The sequence below is a fragment of the Sulfitobacter profundi genome (assembly GCF_042661425.1).
GTDB classification, from domain to species: Bacteria; Pseudomonadota; Alphaproteobacteria; order Rhodobacterales; family Rhodobacteraceae; genus Sulfitobacter; species Sulfitobacter profundi.
The window spans coordinates 1,991,090-2,010,570 of sequence record NZ_JBHSWA010000001.1 but is presented as its reverse complement, the minus strand read 5'-3'; the positions used below and the strand labels follow the sequence as shown (position 1 = coordinate 2,010,570).

Below are 19,481 nucleotides of genomic sequence, written 5' to 3'. Positions count from 1 at the left end.
TCTGGTAAGACGGGCAACCTAACGGGCTTTGGGCTGGGTGAACAGATGCGTTCAGGTCTTGGCGCGGCCGAACCAGCCCTTTTTGTTGGGGGCGTCCTCACCGGGGGTTCGGGCTCGGCGCCCTCTTCCGGCGTGCCTTCGAGCGAGGATTGCAGATTGTCGAAGAACTGATCCGCCATTTTCTTGGCAAAACCGTCGATGATCCGGCTGCCAAGCTGCGCCAGTTTGCCGCCAACCTTGGCCTCCACATCATAGCTCAACTCGGTGCCGCCGTCTTTTTCGGCAAGCCGCACTTCCGCGCCGCCTTTGGCGAAACCAGCAGCGCCACCCTTGCCCTCGCCTGTGATCGTCAGTGCTTCGTTCGGCACCAAATCAGAGAGTTTCACATGCCCCTTAAAGGTCGCCTTCACCGGGCCGACCTTTTGCACCACCGTGGCGTCATAGCCGTCTTCGACCGAGCCGGTTACGTCTTGGGCGCCGGGCACGCAGGTTTGCAGCATCTCAGGGTCCAGAAGGGCTGCATAGACCTCGGCCGGGGTGGCGGCGATCTGGCGGGTGTCGGACATCTGCATGGCTGGCTCTCCCTTAAAGCGATGCGCCCAGCCTAGCGGGTAATTCTGCGCAAACCAATGTCAAAGCGCTGGACCTCTCCCGCCGGGCTGGTAGGTCTTTGCCATGACAACCACTCCCCATAACCGCGCCGGTCTGGCGATCGGGCTGATCCTTCTCGGCGTGGCCGCGATTTCGGTCAATGACATGCTGATCAAACGCCTATCGGGCGGCTATCCACTGCATCAGATCGTTTTCACCCGCTCGGCCATCGGGATCGTGTTGGGGCTGTTGCTGGTCAAACTTGAGGGCGGGTTTCACCTGCTCAAGACGCGGCAGCCGGGGCTGCACCTGCTGCGCGGGCTGCTGATCGTGATTTCGAACATGTCGTTCTTTCTGGCGCTTTCTGTCCTGCCGTTGGCCGAAGCGACGGCCCTGTTCTTTGCCGCCCCCTGTTCATCACGCTGCTGTCGATCCCGCTGTTGGGCGAAAAGGTCGGTCCGCTGCGTCTTGGCGCGGTGATCGTGGGGTTCATTGGTGTGGTCATTATGATGCGCCCTTGGGCTTCTACGGCGACGCTCGAAGTTTCCCGCTGGGTTCTGCTGCTGCCGGTGCTGGCAGCGCTGACCTATGCATTGAACCAGTTGATGACCCGCAAGCTCGGCGTGAACTCCAAAGCCTCGGCCCTGATGGTCTATATCCAAGCCGCTTTTGTCGCCGTGTCGCTGGGGTTTTTCCTGATCGCGGGCGATGGGCGTTTCGTAAATGAAGGCAGCAATGCCTCGCTCCAGTTCCTGCTGCGCGCATGGATTTGGCCCGCACGAGAGGATTACCTCACCTTCCTCGGCATCGGCCTCAACATCGCGCTAATCGGCTATTGCCTGAGCCAAGCCTACCGGCTGGGCGATGCGGCCACGGTGGCGCCCTTTGAATATATCGGCCTGCCGCTGGCGGTGTTCTGGGGTTTTGTGATCTTCGGTGACCTGCCGGTCTGGGAGGTCTGGGTCGGGATCGCGCTGATCCTCGCCTCTGGCCTTTTCGTTTACCTGCGCGAGCGCCAAAAGGCGCTGCGCGTAACACGTTTGCAGGGCGGGCGGCGGGCCTAGCGGGCCACCTCGACCACCACCTTGCCCGTTGCCTTGCGGTCGCGCAGCAGGGCCAGCGCTTCGTTGGCCTGCTCTAGCGGCATGACGTTGCTGACATGGGGCTTGAGCTTGCCGGCGACATACCATTCGATCAGCTCAGCGAAACTGTCGGTCAGCACCGAGGGCTTAATCTTGGCATAGCCGCCCCAGTAAAAGCCCAACACGCTCAGGTTCTTGACCAGCAGGATATTCGCCGGGATCTGCGGCACCTCACCGCTGGCAAAACCTAGCGGGATCAGCCGCGCTTCGGGGTTGCAGGCGCGCATGGCGGCTTTGAACTGATCGCCGCCCACGGGGTCATAGACCACATCGGCGCCGCCCAATTCCTTGACGATCGCGCGGATGTCGTCGGTCTCGGAATTGATCAGATGGTCGGCCCCGGCCTCTTTGCAGACTGCGAGTTTATCCGCGCCGCGTGCCACGGCGATCACCTCGGCCCCCATCAGCTTGCCCAGTTCCACCGCCGTCAGGCCAATGCCGCCCGAGGCACCCAAGACCAACAGCCGCTCACCCGGTTGCAACCGCGCCTTATAGTCCAACGCGACATGGCTGGTGCCGTAAGCGATGAGGAAAGCTGCCGCATCCACGGCGGTCATCTCTTCGGGGATCGGCACGCAGACCGCGGCGGGAATGGCCGCATATTCGGCCAGCCCGTCAAATCCGGTATAGGCCGCCACGCGCTGCCCGACTTTCAGGTGATCGACCCCCGCGCCCAAAGCGGTGATCGTGCCCGCCATCTCCATCCCCAAGGTAAATGGCAGCGGCGGTTTTTCCTGATAGGTGCCTTTGATGATCAGCAGGTCCCCAAAGTTCAGCCCGCAGGTATCGACTTGGATCAGCACCTCGCCCTGCGCCGGCATCGGCATCTCAAGCTCTTGCAAGGTGAGCGGTTCGTCATAGGCGGTGACTTGCATGGCGCGCATCGGGCTGTCCTTTCGTGCTGCTTTGGGATTGAAGAGGCCAGATGCCGCCGCACTTGGCAAGGCCCGAGGCACGCGCCGCTGCGTCAGCCGGGCATGATCACCAGCCGGATGCCATAGGCCACCACCGCCAGCAAGGCGACGCTGGCCAGCCAAAGCGCCACGAACCAGCCGCTGCGTTTCAGCCATTTTCCCATCAGTGATAGCCCTCCTCGGGGTCGATCTTGCCGCGGAACACCCAATAGGCATAGGCCGTGTAGCTGAGGATCAGCGGCAGCAGCACCAGCGTGCCGACCAGCGCGAACATCAGGCTTTCATCGGGGGCGGCGGCATCGGCGATGGTCAGGCTTGGCGGCACCATATGCGGGTAAAAGCTGATCCCGATGCCGATGAAGCCCAACACGAACAGCGCCTGCGCACAGAGGAACGGCTGAATGTCCGCCTTGCGTTGCAAGCCGCGCAGCATCCCAAAGGCCGCAAGCGCCACCAAAAGCGGCACCAAGCCGCTGAACAGCGCCGTGGGCCACGCGAACCACCGCTCGAAATAGACGGCATCGGTGAACGGCGTCCAAAGGCTGACCATCCCCATGAAGACCAAAGTCGCCACCGCCAGCGGCCAGGCGAGGCGGCGCATGTGGGCCTGAATGCGGCCCTCAAGCTTCATGTTGAGCCACGTGGCCCCCAGCAGAGCATAGCCCACGGTCACCGCCACCCCGGTCAGGATCGAGAAAGGCGTGAGCCAATCCCACCAGCCGCCCGCATAGGCGCGGCCTTCGATCTCGATCCCCTGCACCAGCGCGCCAAGGGCGATGCCCTGACAGAAGGAGGCCACCAGCGAGCCGCCGAAAAACGCCATGTCCCACAGGGGCTTCCAACGTTTGGTGCGCCAACGGTACTCGAACGCCACGCCGCGAAAGATCAGCCCCAGCAGCATCAGGATGATCGGCATGTAAAGCGCTGGCATGACAACCGCATAGGCCAGTGGAAAGACCGCAAAAAGCCCACCGCCGCCCAGCACCAGCCAAGTCTCGTTGCCGTCCCAGATGGGGGCGACCGAGTTCATCATCACGTTGCGCTCGCCCTCGTCCTTGGTCATCGGAAAGAGCAGCCCAACCCCCAGATCGAACCCGTCGAGGACGACATAGATCAGCACGGCACCGGCGATGATCCCGGCCCAGATGAACGAAAGTTCCAGTCCAAACATCTCAGCTATCCCCGCGCTTGTTTTTGACCGCTTTGTCTCTGACCGCCGCCTCTTCGCCGACAGCAAGGATCGGCCCGTCATCCTGCGCGGCGTCATCCTGCGCCGCGTCGCGTTCGTCTTCCAGCACATGATCCACAACCGGTTTGCGCATCATCGCCACGATATACCACGTGCCCGCGCCAAAGACGAAAAAGTACACCACGATGAAAGCGATCAGCGAGGTCGCCACGGCAGGTGCCTCAATCGGTGCAAGGCTTTCAGAGGTTCGCAGCAGCCCGTAAACCGTGAAGGGCTGCCGCCCGACCTCGGTCGTGATCCAGCCCGCCAGCACCGCCACAAAGCCGGTCGGCCCCATCAGCAGCGCCAACCGGTGCAACAGCGGCGCGTCGTAGAGCCGCCCCCGCAGCCGCGCGAGTGCGGCCCAAAGACCCAGCCCCAGCATCGCAAAACCTAGTGCGATCATGATGCGGAAAGACCAGAAAACAATTGCCACGGGCGGCTCATCCTCGTCCGGGATTGTGTCCAGCCCCGGCAGCGGCGCGTTCAGATCATGCTTGAGGATCAGGGAAGACAGCTTGGGGATCTCGACCGCGTAATCAATGCGCTTTTCCTCAGGGTTCGGGATGCCGAAAAGGATCAACGGCGCGCCATCTGGATGGCTGTCGTAATGCCCCTCCATCGCCATGACCTTGGCGGGCTGATGCTCCAGCGTGTTGAGGCCGTGCATGTCGCCCGCAAAAATCTGTAGCGGCGTGACCAACAGAAGCATCCACATCGCCATCGAGAACATCCGCCGCGCGGCCCGGTCGGCGTGATCGCGCAGCAAGTGCAAACCGCCGACCGCGCCCACGACCAGCGCCGTGGTCAGATAGGCCGCCAGCACCATATGCACCAACCGGTAGGGGAAAGAGGGGTTAAAGACGATCGCCCACCAGTCCTCGGGCACGAATTGACCGACGTCGTTGATGCCAAAGCCCGCAGGGGTTTGCATCCAGCTGTTGACCGACAGGATCCATGTCGCCGAGGCCAGCGTGCCCAGTGCCACCAGCGCTGTGGCAAACATATGCAGCCCGTCGCCGACCCTTTTGCGGCCAAAGAGCATGATGCCAAGGAACCCGGCTTCGAGGAAGAAAGCCGAGAGGACTTCATAGGCCATCAGCGGCCCGACAACCGGCCCTGCCTTGTCGGAAAACACCGACCAGTTTGTGCCGATCTGGTAGGACATGACGATGCCCGAGACGACCCCCATGCCAAAGGCCACGGCAAAGATTTTCTTCCAATAGTTAAAGAGCTTCAGATAGGTTTCTTCGCGTTTCCACAGCCAAAGCGCGTTCAGCACGGCCAGAAAACTCGCCAACCCGATCGAGAAAGCCGGGAAGATGATGTGAAACGAAACCGTGAATGCAAACTGCACCCGCGCTAGGATTTCGGCGGTGTAACCGTCGAGCATGAGAAGCCCTCGCGTGTTGTTTCCTGACCTATATAGGACCGGGGGAGGGAGAGGCACAGGCTAAATTGCCGCAGTCCTTTGCGCGCGCTAACTGTCGAAGGTTATCACGACGCGCAGCCCCGGCGCGTTGTCGATCAGTTCCAGCCTTGCCCCATGCAGTTTCGCCACCCCATCGACCAGCGCCAGCCCCAGCCCATGGCCCGGCGTGCCCCGGCTGCGGTCAAGCCGGTAGAGCCGCTGCAGCACTTTGTCACGGTCCGCCGCCGGAATGCCGGGGCCGCTGTCCGCTAAAGTGAGCACGACCTGTCCTGCCGTCTGGTTCAACGATATCTCTACCGCTTCGGCATCGCCGGAATGGCGCAGAGCGTTCTCGATCAGATTGGCCAGCAGTTGGCCCAACAGCGCCCGGTCGCCGGTGACATGGGTCGATGTCTCCGGCAGATCGCAGAGCAAGCGTTTGCCCTGCTCCCCCGCTGCGGGCTCATAAAGCTCGATCATGGTGCGGCAAAGCGCGGCCAGATCGACGGGGGCGAAATGGGCGCGGGCGTCGCCCTGCTCTACCTGCGCCAATTGCAGCAGGGATTGGAAAATGGCAGCGATACCGTCCAACTCGGCGCGGGCGCGGGCCAGCGGCTCGGCGCGGTCCTCGCCCGTGGCCTCGGCCCGATCCAGATCGTCCAGATGCACCGAGACACGCTGTATCGGCGTCTTCAGATCATGCGCGATATCCAGTGACACCTGCCGCAACGCCGCCACGGAGGTTTCCTGCGCCCGAGCCATCTGGTTCACCGCCTCTCCGATGCGCAGCAGGTCATCCGACCAGCGTGCCCCCGGCGCGACCCTTGCTGCCAGATCGCCCGCAGTGAGCCGGTCCAGCGTGGCGCGGATCACCTCAACATGACGTTTAGAGCGTCGGGCAAGGATCAGCCCGCCCGAGAGCGCAATCAGCACCGTGGGCAGAAGGCTGACCAACAGAATGTTGACGAAAACCTCACGCAGGGCCGTGATCTCGGCCCGGCTGCGCGCGATGGTCAAAAGCCCGCCATAAAGCGTGTCGGTCAGGGTCAGATAAACCCCGGTATACTGCGCCCGCGCCGCGCCGATTGAGACGATGTGATAGCCCTCGTTGTCCCGCGCGATGGCCCCGTTGCCGTAGATACGCCCATTCGGGCCGATATAGCTGAGGATCAGACGGTTGGGATCAGTCTCACGCGATTCCGCCTCGACCAGCCGCGCCAATGCCGAGGCGCCCGGGGCGGCGCGAAAGCCTGCCATGTCCTGCGCCAGATCGGCGCGGATGGCCTGCTCGAACGACCGCTGCGTGACCGCATAGCTTGCCGCGAGGCTTAAAAGGCTGACGATGGTGAACAAAAGCACCAGCAAAAGCGCCAGACGCAGCGGCATCGACCGCCAGAGCCCCGCCAGCCGCGCCCTCATGCGTCGATCCTATAGCCCGCGCCGCGCACGGTTTGGATCAACTCGGTGTGAAAGGGCCGGTCCACTTTGGCGCGCAACCGGCTGATGTGGGTTTCGACCACATTGGTCATCGGATCAAAAGAGATATCCCAGACGGCCTCTAGCAGCATGGTGCGCGTCTGCACCCGGCCTTTGCGGCGCATCAGATGCTCCAACAAAGCAAATTCGCGCGGCAGCAAGTCGATGTCCTGCCCGGCCCGCGTCACCCGGCGGCTGATGAGGTCCATCGTCAGATCCCCGGCGCGCAGGGTGGTCTCCTGCTCCAACGCCTGCGGACGACGCGCCAGTGCGTTCACCCGTGCCGACAGTTCGCCAAAGGCAAAGGGTTTGACCAGATAATCATCTGCCCCGGCGTTCAGCCCGTCGATCCGGTCTTCGACCGCGCCCATTGCCGTGAGCAGCAACACCGGTGTGGCATTGCCTGCCCCGCGCAGGGTTTTCAGCAGGGTCAGCCCATCAAGTTCCGGCAGCATCCGGTCGAGGATCAGCACGTCATATTGCCCGGTGGTGGCCTGCACCAACCCGTCGCGGCCATCGGCCACAACATCTACCGCATGCCCCTCTTCGCGCAGGCCGCGCGCGATATAGGTGCTGGTGGTGGTATCGTCTTCGACAACAAGCAGTTTCATCAGGGTCTCATCTAGGTTCAGCCAACAGGTAAGGCAATTCTGCCGCCCGCGCATCCCGCCGCCTGCATTCTCACAGATTTGTATAGCGCCTGCGACGAAGCTGTAAAACGCGGCCCCCAAATAGGGGTCCAGAAACACCGAATGCACAGCAAGGAGCATCTCATGAACCAGACCTTTTCCAAGGCCCCCGCGCCGCCGCCCTTGCGCTGAGCGCCGCCGTCGCCGCGACCCCGATGCTGGCGCTTGCACCCACAGCCGCGCTGGCCGTCCCGGCTGGCGGCTATGCCGACTTGGTCGAGGCCGTCTCTCCCGCCGTGGTCTTTATCGAAGTGACCGCCAAACAGCAAAGCACACAGATCCAGCAGCAACTGCCCCCGGCATGCCCGAAGAACTGCGCCGCCGGTTTGAACATATGCTGCCCGACCAACCCGGCGCCGAAGCGACTCCGCGCCAAGGTCTGGGGTCCGGTTTCATCATCTCCGAAGATGGCCAAATCGTGACAAACCACCACGTCGTCGCAGGCGCCGAGACGGTAACCGTGAAGCTCGCCGATGGCCGCAGCTTTGACGCCGAGGTCGTGGGCAGCGACGCGATGACCGACATCGCGCTGCTAAAGGTCGCCGCGGATGTGGACCTGCCCAAGGTGGACTTCGGCACCTCCAAGACCCTGCGCGTCGGCGATGAAGTCGTGGCCGTGGGCAACCCCTTTGGTCTTGGCGGCACCGTGACTTCGGGCATCATTTCGGCCCTGTCGCGCGACATTCAGGCCGGGCCGTTCGATGATTTCATCCAGACCGACGCGGCGATCAACCGCGGCAACTCCGGCGGGCCGCTGTTTAACAACGATGGCGAAGTTGTGGGTGTGAACACCGCGATCCTGTCGCCGGGTGGCGGCTCTGTCGGGATCGGCTTCTCGGTGCCTTCTGACCTCGTGCAGACCATCGTGGCCGATCTGGCCGATGACGGCTTGGTCGAGCGTGGCTGGCTGGGTGTGCAAATCCGGCAGATGACCCCCGAGGTCGCCAATGTGCTGGGCTATGACGAGCCGCGCGGCGCGGTGATCGAAGCGGTTTCCGAGGACAGCCCCGCCGCCAAAGCGGGCCTTAAGAAAGGTGATATCATCCTGTCCTTTGGCGACACAGAGGTGGACGATCTGCGCGACCTGACCCGCGCGGTGGCAACCACCACGCCTGAGACGGCAGCAGAGGTTGTCGTGCTGCGCAAAGGATCTGAGCAGACCCTCGACGTGACCGTGGGCACGCTGGAACCCAAGCCGGCGTGATCCATGCCTTCCCGGCGCCCCTCATGCCGCCGGGAAACCCCAGCCCTTAACCCTCGCCGGGGCTGGGCAGCCTGCCCCGGTGGTCCTGCACTGCCGGGGCTTTTTACGCGCGCTCGCTGTCTTCGGCTGAGGCGGGCGGCGCATTGTGGATATGAAAGCGCACCAGTTCCGCGACCGAATTCGCCTCAAGCTTGCGCATCACCCGCGCGCGGTGCACCTCAACCGTTTTGATGGAGATATCCATCTCACTGCCGATCTCACGGTTCGAGAGCCCCGCCACCACCCGTTCAAAAACCCGATGCTCTTGCGGGGTGAGCCGGGCCAGCAGCTGCGCATTCTCTACCTCGGCCTCTTCGCCCTTGCGCCGCGCGGCATCGGCCTGAAGGGCGGTGTTGATGAGGTCGAGCATGTTCTGGTTGTTGAAGGGTTTTTCGATGAAATCCACCGCGCCTGCCTTCATCGCCGTCACGGCGGTAGAGACATCGCCGAAGGCCGTCATCAAGATCAGCGGCACTTTGATCCCCCGCGCATTCAGTGCCTTTTGCAGTTCCAGCCCGCTCATCCCCGGCATCCGCACATCGCTGACGAGGCAGCAGTTGCCACTGTCCTCATAGCTGTCGAGGAACGCGGCCGCCGATGCAAATGGAATCGCGCGCAGCCCGACAGACCCCAGCAACCACACCAGAGACTCCCGCACCGCGGCGTCATCATCAACGACGTAAACGATCCCGTTTTCTGACATTTTACTTTTGCACCTCCAGCGGCAGACGCACGCTCAGGCAGGCCCCCTCTGCATCGGATTTCGTCACGGCGATTGTCCCGCCATGCGACAGAACGATCGTTTCGCAAATCGCCAGCCCCACGCCAAGCCCCTTGTCCTTGGTCGAGCGGAAGGCGCTGAAGGCCGTCTGCGCAGGCATGTCCGGGGCAAATCCGCGGCCCGCATCGGCCACGTCGATCACGATCTCCTCCGCCTCGCACCGCGCAGAAACCGAAACTTCGGCATCAGGGCGACCCGCTTCCCGGCAGGCATCAATGCCGTTCTTGATCAGGTTGATCAAAAGCTGCTCAATCTCGATCCGGGCGCAGGTCAACTCGACCTCCCCACATTGATCGTCGATCTCCACGGCGACGCCGGTGGCCGAGCTTTCCGGCTGGATCAACAGTTGCACCGAGCGCAGGATATCTTCGAAGCGCACCGCATGGCGGTCGGCATCGTCACTGTGCAGATAGTTCGACATGGACCGCAGGATGGCGCTGGCCCGTTCCGATTGGCTTTGCATATTATTAAGCACGGCGATCATATCCTCTCTCTCAAGCTGGTCGTTCTTGGCCCGCAACACACAGCCTGCGGCAAAATTGTGAATAGCCGCTAAAGGCTGGTTCAATTCATGGGCGATGGCAGCGGTCATCTGGCCCAATGTCTCGCGCCGGTTGAGCAGTTGCAGCGCCGTTTCATGGCGGTGCAACCGCTCTTCGCGCTCGACCTTTTCGGTGATGTCGGATGCGATGGTCAAAAGCCCGCCTGCGGCCACGGGGTAATCCGTCACCTCCAACCAGCGCCCCTTGGAAGACCGCGCACGAAAGAACTTGGCCGGGGTGTTGCGCCGATCGCGCCGCTGCTCGCTCCAGCGGACCTTGCCTTCGGCGGTCGTGGCCAGTGTGCCGGTTCGCGTGAAATGCGCGAGCAACTCATCAAAGTGCTTTCCGATGATGTCGCCGTCCATCCCGGCGTAGGTCGCGCGGTATTCCTCGTTGCAATAGACCAAGCGGTCGTTGCTGTCGAAAAGCGCCACCATGGTCGAGATGGTCTCAAAAGCCAGCGCCAGCGCCTCCAGCGCGCTTTTGCGCTCAGTCTCGGCCATGGCGATTTCGGTCATGTCGAAACAGGTGCCGCGATAGCCTGCCAATTGAGCGTGGCTGTCAAAAAAGGGTTTACCCGACATGTCGATTTGCCGCGCCCGCCCATCCCCGAGGGGCAGAACCAACCGCAAGTCCCGGAACGGCGCCCGGGCGGCCAATCTTTGCTGAAGCTGGTCGAAATCGCCTTGGTCTTGCGCCAGATCGGCCTCGGCGAGGGTCTTGCCCAGAGCGAAAATCGGGGTTTCCGCATCGGTTTGACGGCCCCCGCCGGACAGGAAGGTGAACCGCCCATCGGCGTCCATCTCCCAGACCCAATCGGTCGCGCTTTCGGTGAAATCGCGAAACCGGGTTTCGCTTTCCACCAGATCGGTGAGGACGTTCTGCTGATCCGTAACATCTTGGATCGCGGCCAAAAGATGCACCTGACGCCCCCGGTTCAAGCGGCGAATGCAGGTGCGCGCTTCGATCTGGCGACCGTTGGCGGCCAGAAACTTTACATTCTCGACCACGTCGCGGGGCGGCTGCCAGCCATATGCAGGTTGTTGCGGATCGTGGCGCGGCTGCGCGGCTCGACAAAGCTTTGGCCCTGCTGCCACATCTCGCGCAGACTCTGCGCATCGCGGCCCAAGAGCCCCTCCACCTCGGGAGAGACATCAACCAGCGCGCCCTCTTGATCCCATTCCAGATAGCCCACCCCCGCCACCTCAGCCGCGAGCGCGTGTTTCGCCGCGCTGACCTCTGCGTCATGCACCGCGTCCTGCGAGGCGGAGCGGTCCATTATCATCACCAGCACCCCCACCACCTGCCCCCGGTCGGACAGGGGCTGATAGATCGCCGCCCCTTGGGAGCGGGCCAGAACCGGGCGCGAGAAATCAAAACGCCATGTGACCTGCCGCCCGGCCAGCGCCTTTTCGAGGTTGTCCGACACCTCCTCCAGCAGGTCCGGCGGGATAATCTGCGACAGGTGTTTGCCCACGATCTCCTCGGCGGATCTCCCAAAGGAGGCGCTATAGGCATCATTGACGAAGGCATAGGTCATATCCGGTGTCAGAAAGGCCGCCTGCACGGGCACATCGTTCAGTAAATCGGGCAGTTTCCTGCGGGTCTCATCGGAGTTGGCGCTGCCCTGAAGCTTGCGTCGGTTGCGCATCACGCGCCAAACCTGCGCCACCAGAACGGCAAACGAGGCGACCGCAAAGACCAGTTCGACCGGGTCGCTATAGGCCCCGCCGCGCGGCGCAGACGCCAACACCACGGCGATATACATCGACAAAACCGCGATCTCGCCAGCCACGGCAAACCGGTTTACCGCATCGCCAACCTGCTTTGCGATCATCACGCCGGACAAGACGATTCCGCACAGCGCAATCAATGTGAACGCCGCGACCAAGCTCATGCGCACCTCTACTTTCCCTTGAAACCTCGGCTTTTTCCGCCGCTCTGTCTATTGGGGGAAACCCTGACAGGCGGTCATTAACCATTTCTTCGGATGCAAATACGACCGACTGAAATGATATCGTGAAAATATCTGCCTCAATTTCAGCACCTTGTTCGCCCCTGTAGGGGATAACCCTGATTTGGCTGGGGCTTTGCCCAATTGGCGTCGAAATTCGGGCTCGGTACTCTGTGCCCCACCACGGAATTGGCCGTGAGATTTAAGCTCAATATTCGGATTAGCCAGTGACAAATAGTGAAACCCCAGACTCGCATCCCTTTGAGGGAACGACGAAACAGAGCAAGGCGCCAACCAAAGCCGATCTGATGGAGATCCGCAGCCTCTACGCTCAGGCCGACGCAATGGCCGAGGCTGCCGAGAAACCCGACGATGAGGATCAGCCCCACGCGGCGGCCCCGCCCCCGGCGCAGTCAAAACTGCCCGACAGGCAGAGTGATGCGGGCTGAGCGCCGGGCGCGTCACTTAGAACTGTTGGACACCACATGATCGCTGTCGATGCCGCCCAACGAATGAAACAGGCCAGAGGTATTGCTGACGCCGAATTTCTTGAGCAGTTTCGCGCGGTACACTTCGACCGTCCGGTGCGAAATATCGAGGTTGAGCGCAATTTGCTTGCTGGTCAGCCCCTCTGCCAGATGGCTCAGGATCTCGCGCTCGCGCCGGGTAAGCGGCAGGTAGGGCCGCTCGGCGGAGAGGTCGGCAAAGCTCCAAACCGCGCGGTCGAGCGGGCGTTCGGGCGTGAAGGAATGGCCCCGCACACGGCACCAAAACAGGCTGCCATCGCGCCGCGCCATGATGCGTTCGTCCCAATAGGTGTTGGTCTTGCGCAACTGGTCCACGCCACGGTCGCGGATGTTTACGAACTCTTCATCCGAGGGGTAGAGAATGGCGAAAAGCTGGTCGCGCAGGTCGGCGCGCGCATAGCCGAACATTTGCGCAAAGGCATTGTTGCAATCGCGGATGCAGCGGTTCTCGGTCACCACCAGCCCGATGGGCGCATGCACAAAGGCAAGCTCTGCAAAGCGCCCCGTCTCGAAGCAATCATCGGTACGTATTTCCACCATCTTGCTCCGTTTATTTCTTTTTCGGATGCTGAAAACTTAAGCTAGTCGACGGGGGAGACGGCGCAACATGGCGCTGGCCCGTTTAGGGAGGATACCATGAAGACACGCAGATGGATCGCCGCCGTTCCATGACCAAGCTGGCCCCGGTCGCACAGGTGCGGAGACCGCCGCTGTCGCAATTCACCGACGGCGCGGATGGCAGCACCAACCGCGCGCTGAACCTGATACAGAAAGGCGCGCGCGGATGACCTCCCCCGTTTCCATTTCATCCCCGTCATGGGACACGAAATCCATGTCACTGAATGGGGCGAGCGCAAGAACCCTGCCTTGATGATGCTGCACGGTCTCGCCCGCACCGGGCGCGACTTTGACGAAGTGGCCGCGACCTTGTCGCAAAATTTCCACGTGCTCTGCCCCGATATGATCGGGCGGGGCCGGTCAAGTTGGGCGGCCAGCCCTGAGGCGGAGTATTCGGTCGAACATTATGCGCGCATCGCGACAGGGGTGTTGGATCACTTCCAGATTGAGCGCGCCGCGTGGTTTGGCACCTCTTTGGGCGGCATGATCGGGATGCACATGGCTTCGGGCCCCGAGACCGCGCGGGTCAGCGCCTTGGTGGTGAACGACATCAGCCCCGAACTGCCCGCGACGGCGGTGAACCGGATCCTCTCCTATGTGGGCAGCCTGCCAGACTTTGGCAGCTTTGCCGAAGGTGAAGCGTGGCTGCGCCAGACCTATGCCCCCTTCGGCCCGGCGGCCGATGCCTATTGGCGGCGCATGGCGCGGTCTTCGCTGCGCCGCCGGGGGACGGACGGCTGACCCTGCATTATGACCCGCGCATCACCGTGCAGTTCACCGCCTCAGCCCATGAGCTTTCCACTTGGGACCGTTGGGACCGGACCACCACGCCCACGCATCTTTTGCGCGGCGCCCGGTCGGACCTGTTGCTGCCCGAGGCTGCAGAGCGCATGACCCAAAGCGGCCCGCGGCCCGGGATGAGTGAATTCCCCGACTGCGGCCACGCGCCCAATATGTCCAACCCTCAGGATATCGCCCTTTTGCACCGCGTTTTGGTTGAATTGCTGGGGCGATCGCCCCAAGGATAAAAGGCGTCACTTGCAAATTTGACGCTGTTGCCCAGCATTTGTCTGCATCCGGGTATTTTCCTTGCGTCAACAAAGCCCCCTGCAGTCTAATACCCCAAGGGCGTATTCGGCACTAAGAAGGCCGGAGCGCGGAGGGCGGAGGACAGAGACCGATTTGGGCAAAGCCGGCATGGAAAAAATGAGAAATGCGCTGTCTCAGCGTGCGAAACGGATTATCGTTCTGGTCGTGTTGTGCGGCGTTGTCCTGGGCTTTGGCCACCGGATCGAGACCCTGTCATATCAGACCTACATGCAGAATCTGGAGCTTGATACCACCTTAGAGCTGATCGAAGTCCGCGAACAAATCCGCGCGGATATCTTTGACCAGATCCTGAAGCTGCGTGAGTTGGCCACGGTCATCAGTGAGAACCCCACAATCACCCAGTCCGAATTCAGCGCCCGCGCGGCCGAGTTCATGGCCGAGAACCCGGATGTGATTAACCTCGCCGTGGCCCCCGATCTCGTCGTGACGATCGTCCACCCCTATGAGGCCAATCGCGGCGTGCTGGGGCTGGACTACCGCCAAAACGCGGCGCAACTGCCCAAGGTCGAAGAGGCCCTCCGGACCGGCGAAGGGTTGGTGACCGGCCCGGTTGATCTGGTGCAAGGCGGGCGCGGGCTGATCCTGCGGCATCCGATCTTTGATTCAACCAGCACCGCCGCCGCCCCGAACGAACCTTGGGGCATCCTCTCCATGGTTGTGGATTACGACGCGCTCGTCACGCAGCTGCGCATCCCCGAACTGACCGAAAAATACGATCTGGCCATCCGCGAGCTGACCCCCGAGGGAGAGATCGAACAGACGATCATCGGCGACCCCGAGATGACTTTGATCGACCCCATCGAGCTCGACTTCAACTTTGCTTTCGGCGCTTGGCAATTGGCCGCCACCGTCAAAGGCGGCTGGCCAGAGCATCGTCCCGACTTCTGGCTGAACTGGATTTTGCGTCTGCAAGGCGCCCTAGGGGTCACCATTTTTGCCTGGTATATCATCGGCTTGGCCGAGAACCGCAAACTCGCCGAAGAACGTCTGCGCACGGGCGTCGAGGCTTTGGACCATGGTTTTGTCATGTATGACGCCAAGGGTATTTTGGTGCTTTGCAATGAAAAATACCGCGAAATCCACAACTATAGCGAGGTGGTGAAGCCCGGATCATCCTATGAAAAGATTGTCCGTGACAGCATCCGCCGTGGGATCGTGCCCGATGCCATCGGCAAGGAAGAAGAGTGGATTCGCGTCTGGTTGGAAAAACGAGAGAACGGCGCTTTTGAAACCGAACAGCGCATGCCCGATGGCCGCATCATCCGCACCTCGGACCGGCGGATGGAGGACGGCAGCGTCGTGGGTTTGCGCATTGACGTGACCGATCTGAAAAAGGCGCTGCTGACCGCCGAAGACGCGAACAAGGCCAAGACCGACTTCATGGGCGTGCTGAGCCATGAGTTGCGCACGCCGCTGACGGTCATCTTGGGCCATGTCCGCCTTGCGCGGCATTTCGACCGCACCCCGGCAGCGCGCGATCTTCGTACCGCTATTGAGGAAGACCCCAAGACCCGTGAAACGCTGGCGCCCAAACTGTCCGCCACGATGGGCAAACTGGGCGATATCATGCAAACGGTGGAGCGTTCGGGCAATCACCTGCTGACCCTGATCAACGAGGTGCTCGATTTTGCCAAGATCGACGCAGGCAGCCTTTCGATCGCGATGGAACCAGTGCAGATCGACGATATCGTCACCCCTACCGCCGATCAGCTACGCCCGATGATCGAAGACAAGGGGCTGGAGCTAAACGTGAAATCGGCAACCGGAGTGATGCTGGCGGATGGCAAACGCATCCAGCAGGTGTTGATCAATCTGCTAAGCAACGCGACGAAATTCTCGGACCAAGGCACCATTTCGCTGACCTGCCGCATCCGCGGGGAAGTGGTTGAATTCCGCGTGACGGATTCGGGCATCGGCATCCCGGAGAACGAGTTGGAGCGCGTCTTCGAGCCCTTCCATCAGGTCGATTCCACCGCCACCCGCCGCTTTGGCGGCACCGGGCTGGGCCTAGCGATTTCACGCGATATCGCCACTGCCCATGGCGGCAGCCTTGTCGCCACCAGCATCATGGGCAAGGGCAGCAGCTTTTTGCTGACCCTGCCCCTGCGCCCCGCCATCGCTGTCGCCGCCGCCGAAGCGCGCGAGGCCGAGGTCGCCTAGACACCCGATCCTGTCACCCGCCATCGCCCTCGCCGGTGGCACCCGTGGCGGCTGGCCCCTTCAACGCACGGGCAGCCGCTCCACCACCTGCTCTTGCTCGCCCAACCCTTGGACGCTTAGCCGAACCCGGTCGCCGGGGCTAAGGTAGCGTGGCGGTTTGAACCCCATGCCCACGCCCGGTGGGGTGCCCGTGCAGATCAGATCGCCGGGCTCTAGCTGGATGAATTCGGACATGTAGGAAACGATCGTCGCCACATCAAAAACCATCTTCTCGGTCGTGCCGTTTTGCAGCCGTTCTCCGTTGATCTCGGCCCAGAGCGACAGTTTGCCGGGATCGCCCACCTCATCGCCCGTCACCAAAACCGGCCCTGTGGGGCAAAAGTTGGGAAAGCTCTTCCCCTTGACCCATTGCCCGCCCCGTTCGGCCTGCCAAGCGCGTTCCGACACGTCATTGACGACGCAATAGCCCAGCACATGGTCCAGCGCTTGATCACGGCTGACGTTCAACGCGGTATGGCCGATCACCACGCCCAACTCGACCTCCCAGTCGAGTTTGCTCATCTCTTTGGAGTAAAGGAGCGGATCATTCGGCCCGCAATAGGTGCGGCTGGCCTTGGTGAACAGGATCGGCTCGGTCGGCACGTCCATGCCCGATTCCGCCGCATGGTCGGAATAGTTCAACCCCACGCCCCAGATGTTGCGCGGCTGGCTGACCGGTGCAGCGATACGCTGGCCTTGGGTCTCGACCAGCGGCAGACTTTCCAGATCGACGCCATCCAACATCTTGCGCAATGTCGGAATGGTTTCGGGCGTGAAGTCTGGCACAAGGCTGCTGACATCCCGCGCCTGCCCTGCAGCATCCAGCACCACCGGCGTTTTTGCCCCGTCCCGCGCCCCGTATCGCATCAATCGCATGGTCAACTCTCCCCTTTGGCGACCCTCGTTGGCGGTACCATAGCCATAGAAACGGCGATGACCACCGCTTTGCAAAGGTCACCGGTTTCTGCCCTCCTGAGGCAGGACTTGCCGCGCTTAGCCGCCCTCTCCCGTCCGATAATCCACAATTATCTGCATTACCGGGGTGAAAAGCCCCATTCTTGCCCCAATTCACCCGCTGCGGCATTGGCAGCAGAGCGTAAGGGGGATACCTTGGGTCAAACATCTGCCTTCTCGCCAAGTCAGGTGCAAAGACCACGACAGAGGCAATAATGAACGACTTTTACAACGCTTTGGCGGATTTCGATGATCCGCTGCGGCAACTCTATATGCTTGCTGTCGAGCCTGATCTTTCCGTCGAAGACAAAATCGCCAAGCTCTTGCAACTGGGCACAGAGGCGCTTGGTCTTGAACTCGGCATCGTCTCTCGCGTGGATCATCCGGTTTACGAATGTGTCTATGTCCACGGCCCTGACTGGGCGCCTGCCCCCGGCAGCACCTTTGACATCAATGGCACCTATTGCCTGCACACGCTTGCCAATGCCGATGTGACCTCTTTCCACCACGCCGGTCAGCAAGAGATTTCGACCCATCCGTGTTATAAGAATTTCGGTCTGGAAAGCTATATCGGGGCGCCGCTGAAAACCGGGGACACGCTGTTTGGGACGTTGAACTTTTCCGGCACCGCCCCGCGCCCGGCCCCGTTCAGCAAGGCGCAGAGCCAATTCGTCCAATTCCTCGCCCGGTGGCTGAGCAGCGAGCTGTCCCTGCAATCCGAACGCCGTGCGCTGCGCGAACAGCGCGGGCTGCTCAAGGCAATGGTGGATGCCGTGCCCGAGGCCATTATCATGGCCGACCCCAACCGCCGCGTGGCGCTGGTGAACCCGGCGGTCGAAACCCTGTTCGGCTATGCCCCCGACGCGCTTTTGGGGCGGCAGACGGCCGTTCTCTATGAGACCCTTGGCAGCTATGAGCGCATAGGCGAAGAGCTGTCAAATGCCAGCACGGCCAGCACGCAGGGCGCGTTTTCCGTTGCCTGCCGCCGCGCCGATGGCTCGACCTTCGAAGGCCAAGTCGCCACTGCCAAGGTCGAGACCGATCGCGGCGAACATCTGGGCTATCTTGGGGTGGTGCGCGATGTCAGCGAACAGCGCGAATTTGAGCGCGCCAAGGATCAGCTTATCGCCACGGTCAGCCACGAGATGAAGACACCGCTGACCGCGCTTACCGGGGCGCTGCGCTTGCTTGAGGTCAGCCCCGGCGACCTGCCGCCGCAAAAGCGCAAGCTGCTGGAACTTGCGCTGCGAAACGGGCGGGCAATCGATCAGATGGTGGGGGATATTCTGGATGTGGAAACCCTGCGCAGACCGGATCAATCCGGCTTTTCTGAGCGCCCCTTGGCGCCATTGTTGGCCCAAGCCTCAGAGACCTTGGTCGCCTACGCCAAAGAGCGCGGTGTCGGTTTGGAAATGACCCCATCCGAGGCCCCCGCCCCGCTTTTGCGGCTGCACGAGGGGCGGCTCATGCGGCTGTTGTCAAACCTGTTGTCCAACGCGATCAAAGCCTCTGACGAAGGGGGCACGGTCCAGCTTGGCCTGTCGGAGGATGGCACCGGGTTTTGGGTCAAGGACCACGGCAGCGGCTTGCCGTTGGAGCTGCAACCGGTCCTGTTCGACCGGTTTTCCCGCGGGTCCAGCTACCGCGTCGAAGAAGGGCATGGGCTGGGCATGAGCATCGTCAAAGCCATCGTGGATCAGCACCTCGGCGAAATCCGTTTTGAAACAGCCGAGGGTGAGGGCACGACCTTTTTCGTGGATTTCCCCACTCTCAAAGGGCGGCCCGATGCGGTGGCCGCCTCCTGACGGCACATCGTAGGATCCCCAAACGCTAGACCAAGAGAGCCCGGAGCGCGTACCCCGTGCGGTCGGTCCCCGCGGGGGTGCTGACCACCGCCGCCAGTTGCGCACCACATCGGCAGCGTCGATATGATCGGGCAAAACCACCATAAGACCGCCCCGCGCGGGTCCGGATCGGTCGGGCTGGCAAGGCCAGCGCCACATCCTCATCCCAATGGGCGATGATATTTTCCGCCTCTACCCAATGACCGGATCGGCAAAGTGTTAAACGTGAAACCAAAAGGTTTCGACAGACCGCTGAGC

General features: G+C 62.0%; 18 protein-coding genes and 2 pseudogenes. 8 read left to right on the top strand and 12 right to left on the bottom strand.

All coding sequences use genetic code 11. The annotated features are described in order from the left end of the window. Positions 1 to 51: 51 nt before the first annotated feature. A pseudogene (locus tag ACFQAU_RS10490) lies at positions 52 to 572 on the bottom strand (CoxG family protein). A 103-nt stretch (positions 573 to 675) separates the two neighbouring features. Here ACFQAU_RS10490 and ACFQAU_RS10485 point away from each other — a divergent pair. Continuing rightward, a pseudogene (locus tag ACFQAU_RS10485) lies at positions 676 to 1,655 on the top strand (DMT family transporter). On the opposite strand, the gene ACFQAU_RS10480 reads toward ACFQAU_RS10485, so the two are convergent. The 6 genes from ACFQAU_RS10480 to ACFQAU_RS10455 form a co-directional block, all read right to left on the bottom strand. Continuing rightward, positions 1,652 to 2,617 carry an NADPH:quinone oxidoreductase family protein gene (locus ACFQAU_RS10480; protein WP_132444234.1) on the bottom strand — a complete coding sequence of 322 codons (966 nt, stop codon included), beginning with the start codon at positions 2,615 to 2,617 and terminating at the stop codon, positions 1,652 to 1,654. The pseudogene ACFQAU_RS10485 and the gene ACFQAU_RS10480 overlap by 4 nt on opposite strands. Positions 2,618 to 2,700: 83 nt before the next feature. Next, positions 2,701 to 2,811, bottom strand: coding sequence for a DUF2474 family protein (locus tag ACFQAU_RS10475; RefSeq protein WP_082849496.1), 111 nt, complete (start codon positions 2,809 to 2,811; stop codon positions 2,701 to 2,703). After that, complete coding sequence (cydB, locus tag ACFQAU_RS10470) at positions 2,811 to 3,818, bottom strand: cytochrome d ubiquinol oxidase subunit II (protein ID WP_067629754.1); 1,008 nt, start codon at positions 3,816 to 3,818, stop codon at positions 2,811 to 2,813. Before cydB ends, ACFQAU_RS10475 begins: the two co-directional genes overlap by 1 nt. 1 nt (position 3,819) lies before the next feature. Beyond that, entirely contained in the window at positions 3,820 to 5,268 is a 1,449-nt protein-coding gene (locus tag ACFQAU_RS10465) for a cytochrome ubiquinol oxidase subunit I (protein WP_132444233.1), read from the bottom strand. A gap of 87 nt (positions 5,269 to 5,355) precedes the next feature. Further along, the gene (locus tag ACFQAU_RS10460) at positions 5,356 to 6,705 is read right to left on the bottom strand and encodes a HAMP domain-containing sensor histidine kinase (protein WP_120351780.1); all 1,350 of its coding nucleotides are present in this window, start codon (positions 6,703 to 6,705) and stop codon (positions 5,356 to 5,358) included. Next, positions 6,702 to 7,373 carry a winged helix-turn-helix domain-containing protein gene (locus ACFQAU_RS10455; protein WP_120351781.1) on the bottom strand — a complete coding sequence of 224 codons (672 nt, stop codon included), beginning with the start codon at positions 7,371 to 7,373 and terminating at the stop codon, positions 6,702 to 6,704. The genes ACFQAU_RS10460 and ACFQAU_RS10455 overlap by 4 nt, the downstream gene beginning before the upstream one ends. 379 nt (positions 7,374 to 7,752) lie before the next feature. On the opposite strand from ACFQAU_RS10455, the gene ACFQAU_RS10450 reads away from it, so the two are divergent. After that, entirely contained in the window at positions 7,753 to 8,655 is a 903-nt protein-coding gene (locus ACFQAU_RS10450) for a S1C family serine protease (protein ID WP_386282124.1), read from the top strand. A 103-nt stretch (positions 8,656 to 8,758) separates the two neighbouring features. On the opposite strand, the gene ACFQAU_RS10445 is transcribed toward ACFQAU_RS10450, so the two are convergent. The 3 genes from ACFQAU_RS10445 to ACFQAU_RS10435 are packed head-to-tail and all read right to left on the bottom strand — an operon-like array spanning position 8,759 to position 11,914. Continuing rightward, a complete protein-coding gene (locus tag ACFQAU_RS10445) occupies positions 8,759 to 9,397 on the bottom strand; it encodes a response regulator transcription factor (RefSeq protein WP_120351783.1) in 639 nt (212 codons plus the stop codon). A gap of 1 nt (position 9,398) precedes the next feature. Beyond that, entirely contained in the window at positions 9,399 to 11,027 is a 1,629-nt protein-coding gene (locus ACFQAU_RS10440; RefSeq protein WP_386282120.1) for a PAS domain-containing sensor histidine kinase, read from the bottom strand. Beyond that, on the bottom strand, positions 11,012 to 11,914 hold the full coding sequence (locus ACFQAU_RS10435) for a PAS domain-containing protein (RefSeq protein WP_386282118.1): 903 nt from the start codon (positions 11,912 to 11,914) through the stop codon (positions 11,012 to 11,014). Before ACFQAU_RS10435 ends, ACFQAU_RS10440 begins: the two co-directional genes overlap by 16 nt. 284 nt (positions 11,915 to 12,198) lie before the next feature. On the opposite strand from ACFQAU_RS10435, the gene ACFQAU_RS10430 reads away from it, so the two are divergent. Next, positions 12,199 to 12,420, top strand: coding sequence for a hypothetical protein (locus tag ACFQAU_RS10430; RefSeq protein WP_132444230.1), 222 nt, complete (start codon positions 12,199 to 12,201; stop codon positions 12,418 to 12,420). Positions 12,421 to 12,432: 12 nt separating this feature from the next. On the opposite strand, the gene ACFQAU_RS10425 is transcribed toward ACFQAU_RS10430, so the two are convergent. Further along, positions 12,433 to 13,038, bottom strand: a complete 606-nt coding sequence (locus tag ACFQAU_RS10425; protein ID WP_067622839.1) for a helix-turn-helix domain-containing protein — start codon at positions 13,036 to 13,038, stop codon at positions 12,433 to 12,435. A gap of 110 nt (positions 13,039 to 13,148) precedes the next feature. Between ACFQAU_RS10425 and ACFQAU_RS10420 the strand changes: the two genes are divergently transcribed. From ACFQAU_RS10420 to ACFQAU_RS10405, 4 genes are all read left to right on the top strand, one after another. Next, the gene (locus ACFQAU_RS10420) at positions 13,149 to 13,286 is read left to right on the top strand and encodes a hypothetical protein (RefSeq protein WP_162931873.1); all 138 of its coding nucleotides are present in this window, start codon (positions 13,149 to 13,151) and stop codon (positions 13,284 to 13,286) included. A gap of 28 nt (positions 13,287 to 13,314) precedes the next feature. Then, positions 13,315 to 13,857: an alpha/beta fold hydrolase gene (locus ACFQAU_RS10415; RefSeq protein ID WP_386282111.1), complete on the top strand. Its 543-nt coding sequence runs from the start codon at positions 13,315 to 13,317 to the stop codon at positions 13,855 to 13,857. Next, entirely contained in the window at positions 13,806 to 14,144 is a 339-nt protein-coding gene (locus ACFQAU_RS10410; protein ID WP_386282108.1) for an alpha/beta fold hydrolase, read from the top strand. The genes ACFQAU_RS10415 and ACFQAU_RS10410 overlap by 52 nt, the downstream gene beginning before the upstream one ends. A 169-nt stretch (positions 14,145 to 14,313) precedes the next feature. Further along, on the top strand, positions 14,314 to 16,386 hold the full coding sequence (locus ACFQAU_RS10405) for a sensor histidine kinase (protein ID WP_132444228.1): 2,073 nt from the start codon (positions 14,314 to 14,316) through the stop codon (positions 16,384 to 16,386). A gap of 60 nt (positions 16,387 to 16,446) precedes the next feature. Here the strand turns inward: ACFQAU_RS10405 and ACFQAU_RS10400 are convergent, their stop codons facing one another. Next, entirely contained in the window at positions 16,447 to 17,301 is an 855-nt protein-coding gene (locus ACFQAU_RS10400) for a fumarylacetoacetate hydrolase family protein (protein ID WP_067622831.1), read from the bottom strand. Between the two features lie 293 nt (positions 17,302 to 17,594). On the opposite strand from ACFQAU_RS10400, the gene ACFQAU_RS10395 reads away from it, so the two are divergent. Then, positions 17,595 to 19,184: an ATP-binding protein gene (locus ACFQAU_RS10395; RefSeq protein ID WP_132444227.1), complete on the top strand. Its 1,590-nt coding sequence runs from the start codon at positions 17,595 to 17,597 to the stop codon at positions 19,182 to 19,184. The last annotated feature ends 297 nt before the right edge of the window (positions 19,185 to 19,481 follow it).

Coding starts and splice junctions, on each gene's coding strand:
- ACFQAU_RS10450 (WP_386282124.1), top strand. CDS start 7,753: ATGCCCGAAGAACTGCGCCGCCGGTTTGAACATATGCTGCCCGACCAA.
- ACFQAU_RS10415 (WP_386282111.1), top strand. CDS start 13,315: ATGGGACACGAAATCCATGTCACTGAATGGGGCGAGCGCAAGAACCCT.
- ACFQAU_RS10425 (WP_067622839.1), bottom strand. CDS start 13,038: ATGGTGGAAATACGTACCGATGATTGCTTCGAGACGGGGCGCTTTGCA.
- ACFQAU_RS10475 (WP_082849496.1), bottom strand. CDS start 2,811: ATGGGAAAATGGCTGAAACGCAGCGGCTGGTTCGTGGCGCTTTGGCTG.
- ACFQAU_RS10455 (WP_120351781.1), bottom strand. CDS start 7,373: ATGAAACTGCTTGTTGTCGAAGACGATACCACCACCAGCACCTATATC.
- ACFQAU_RS10405 (WP_132444228.1), top strand. CDS start 14,314: ATGGAAAAAATGAGAAATGCGCTGTCTCAGCGTGCGAAACGGATTATC.
- ACFQAU_RS10395 (WP_132444227.1), top strand. CDS start 17,595: ATGAACGACTTTTACAACGCTTTGGCGGATTTCGATGATCCGCTGCGG.
- ACFQAU_RS10465 (WP_132444233.1), bottom strand. CDS start 5,268: ATGCTCGACGGTTACACCGCCGAAATCCTAGCGCGGGTGCAGTTTGCA.
- ACFQAU_RS10445 (WP_120351783.1), bottom strand. CDS start 9,397: ATGTCAGAAAACGGGATCGTTTACGTCGTTGATGATGACGCCGCGGTG.
- cydB (WP_067629754.1), bottom strand. CDS start 3,818: ATGTTTGGACTGGAACTTTCGTTCATCTGGGCCGGGATCATCGCCGGT.
- ACFQAU_RS10435 (WP_386282118.1), bottom strand. CDS start 11,914: ATGAGCTTGGTCGCGGCGTTCACATTGATTGCGCTGTGCGGAATCGTC.
- ACFQAU_RS10460 (WP_120351780.1), bottom strand. CDS start 6,705: ATGAGGGCGCGGCTGGCGGGGCTCTGGCGGTCGATGCCGCTGCGTCTG.
- ACFQAU_RS10480 (WP_132444234.1), bottom strand. CDS start 2,617: ATGCGCGCCATGCAAGTCACCGCCTATGACGAACCGCTCACCTTGCAA.
- ACFQAU_RS10400 (WP_067622831.1), bottom strand. CDS start 17,301: ATGCGATTGATGCGATACGGGGCGCGGGACGGGGCAAAAACGCCGGTG.
- ACFQAU_RS10420 (WP_162931873.1), top strand. CDS start 13,149: ATGGATCGCCGCCGTTCCATGACCAAGCTGGCCCCGGTCGCACAGGTG.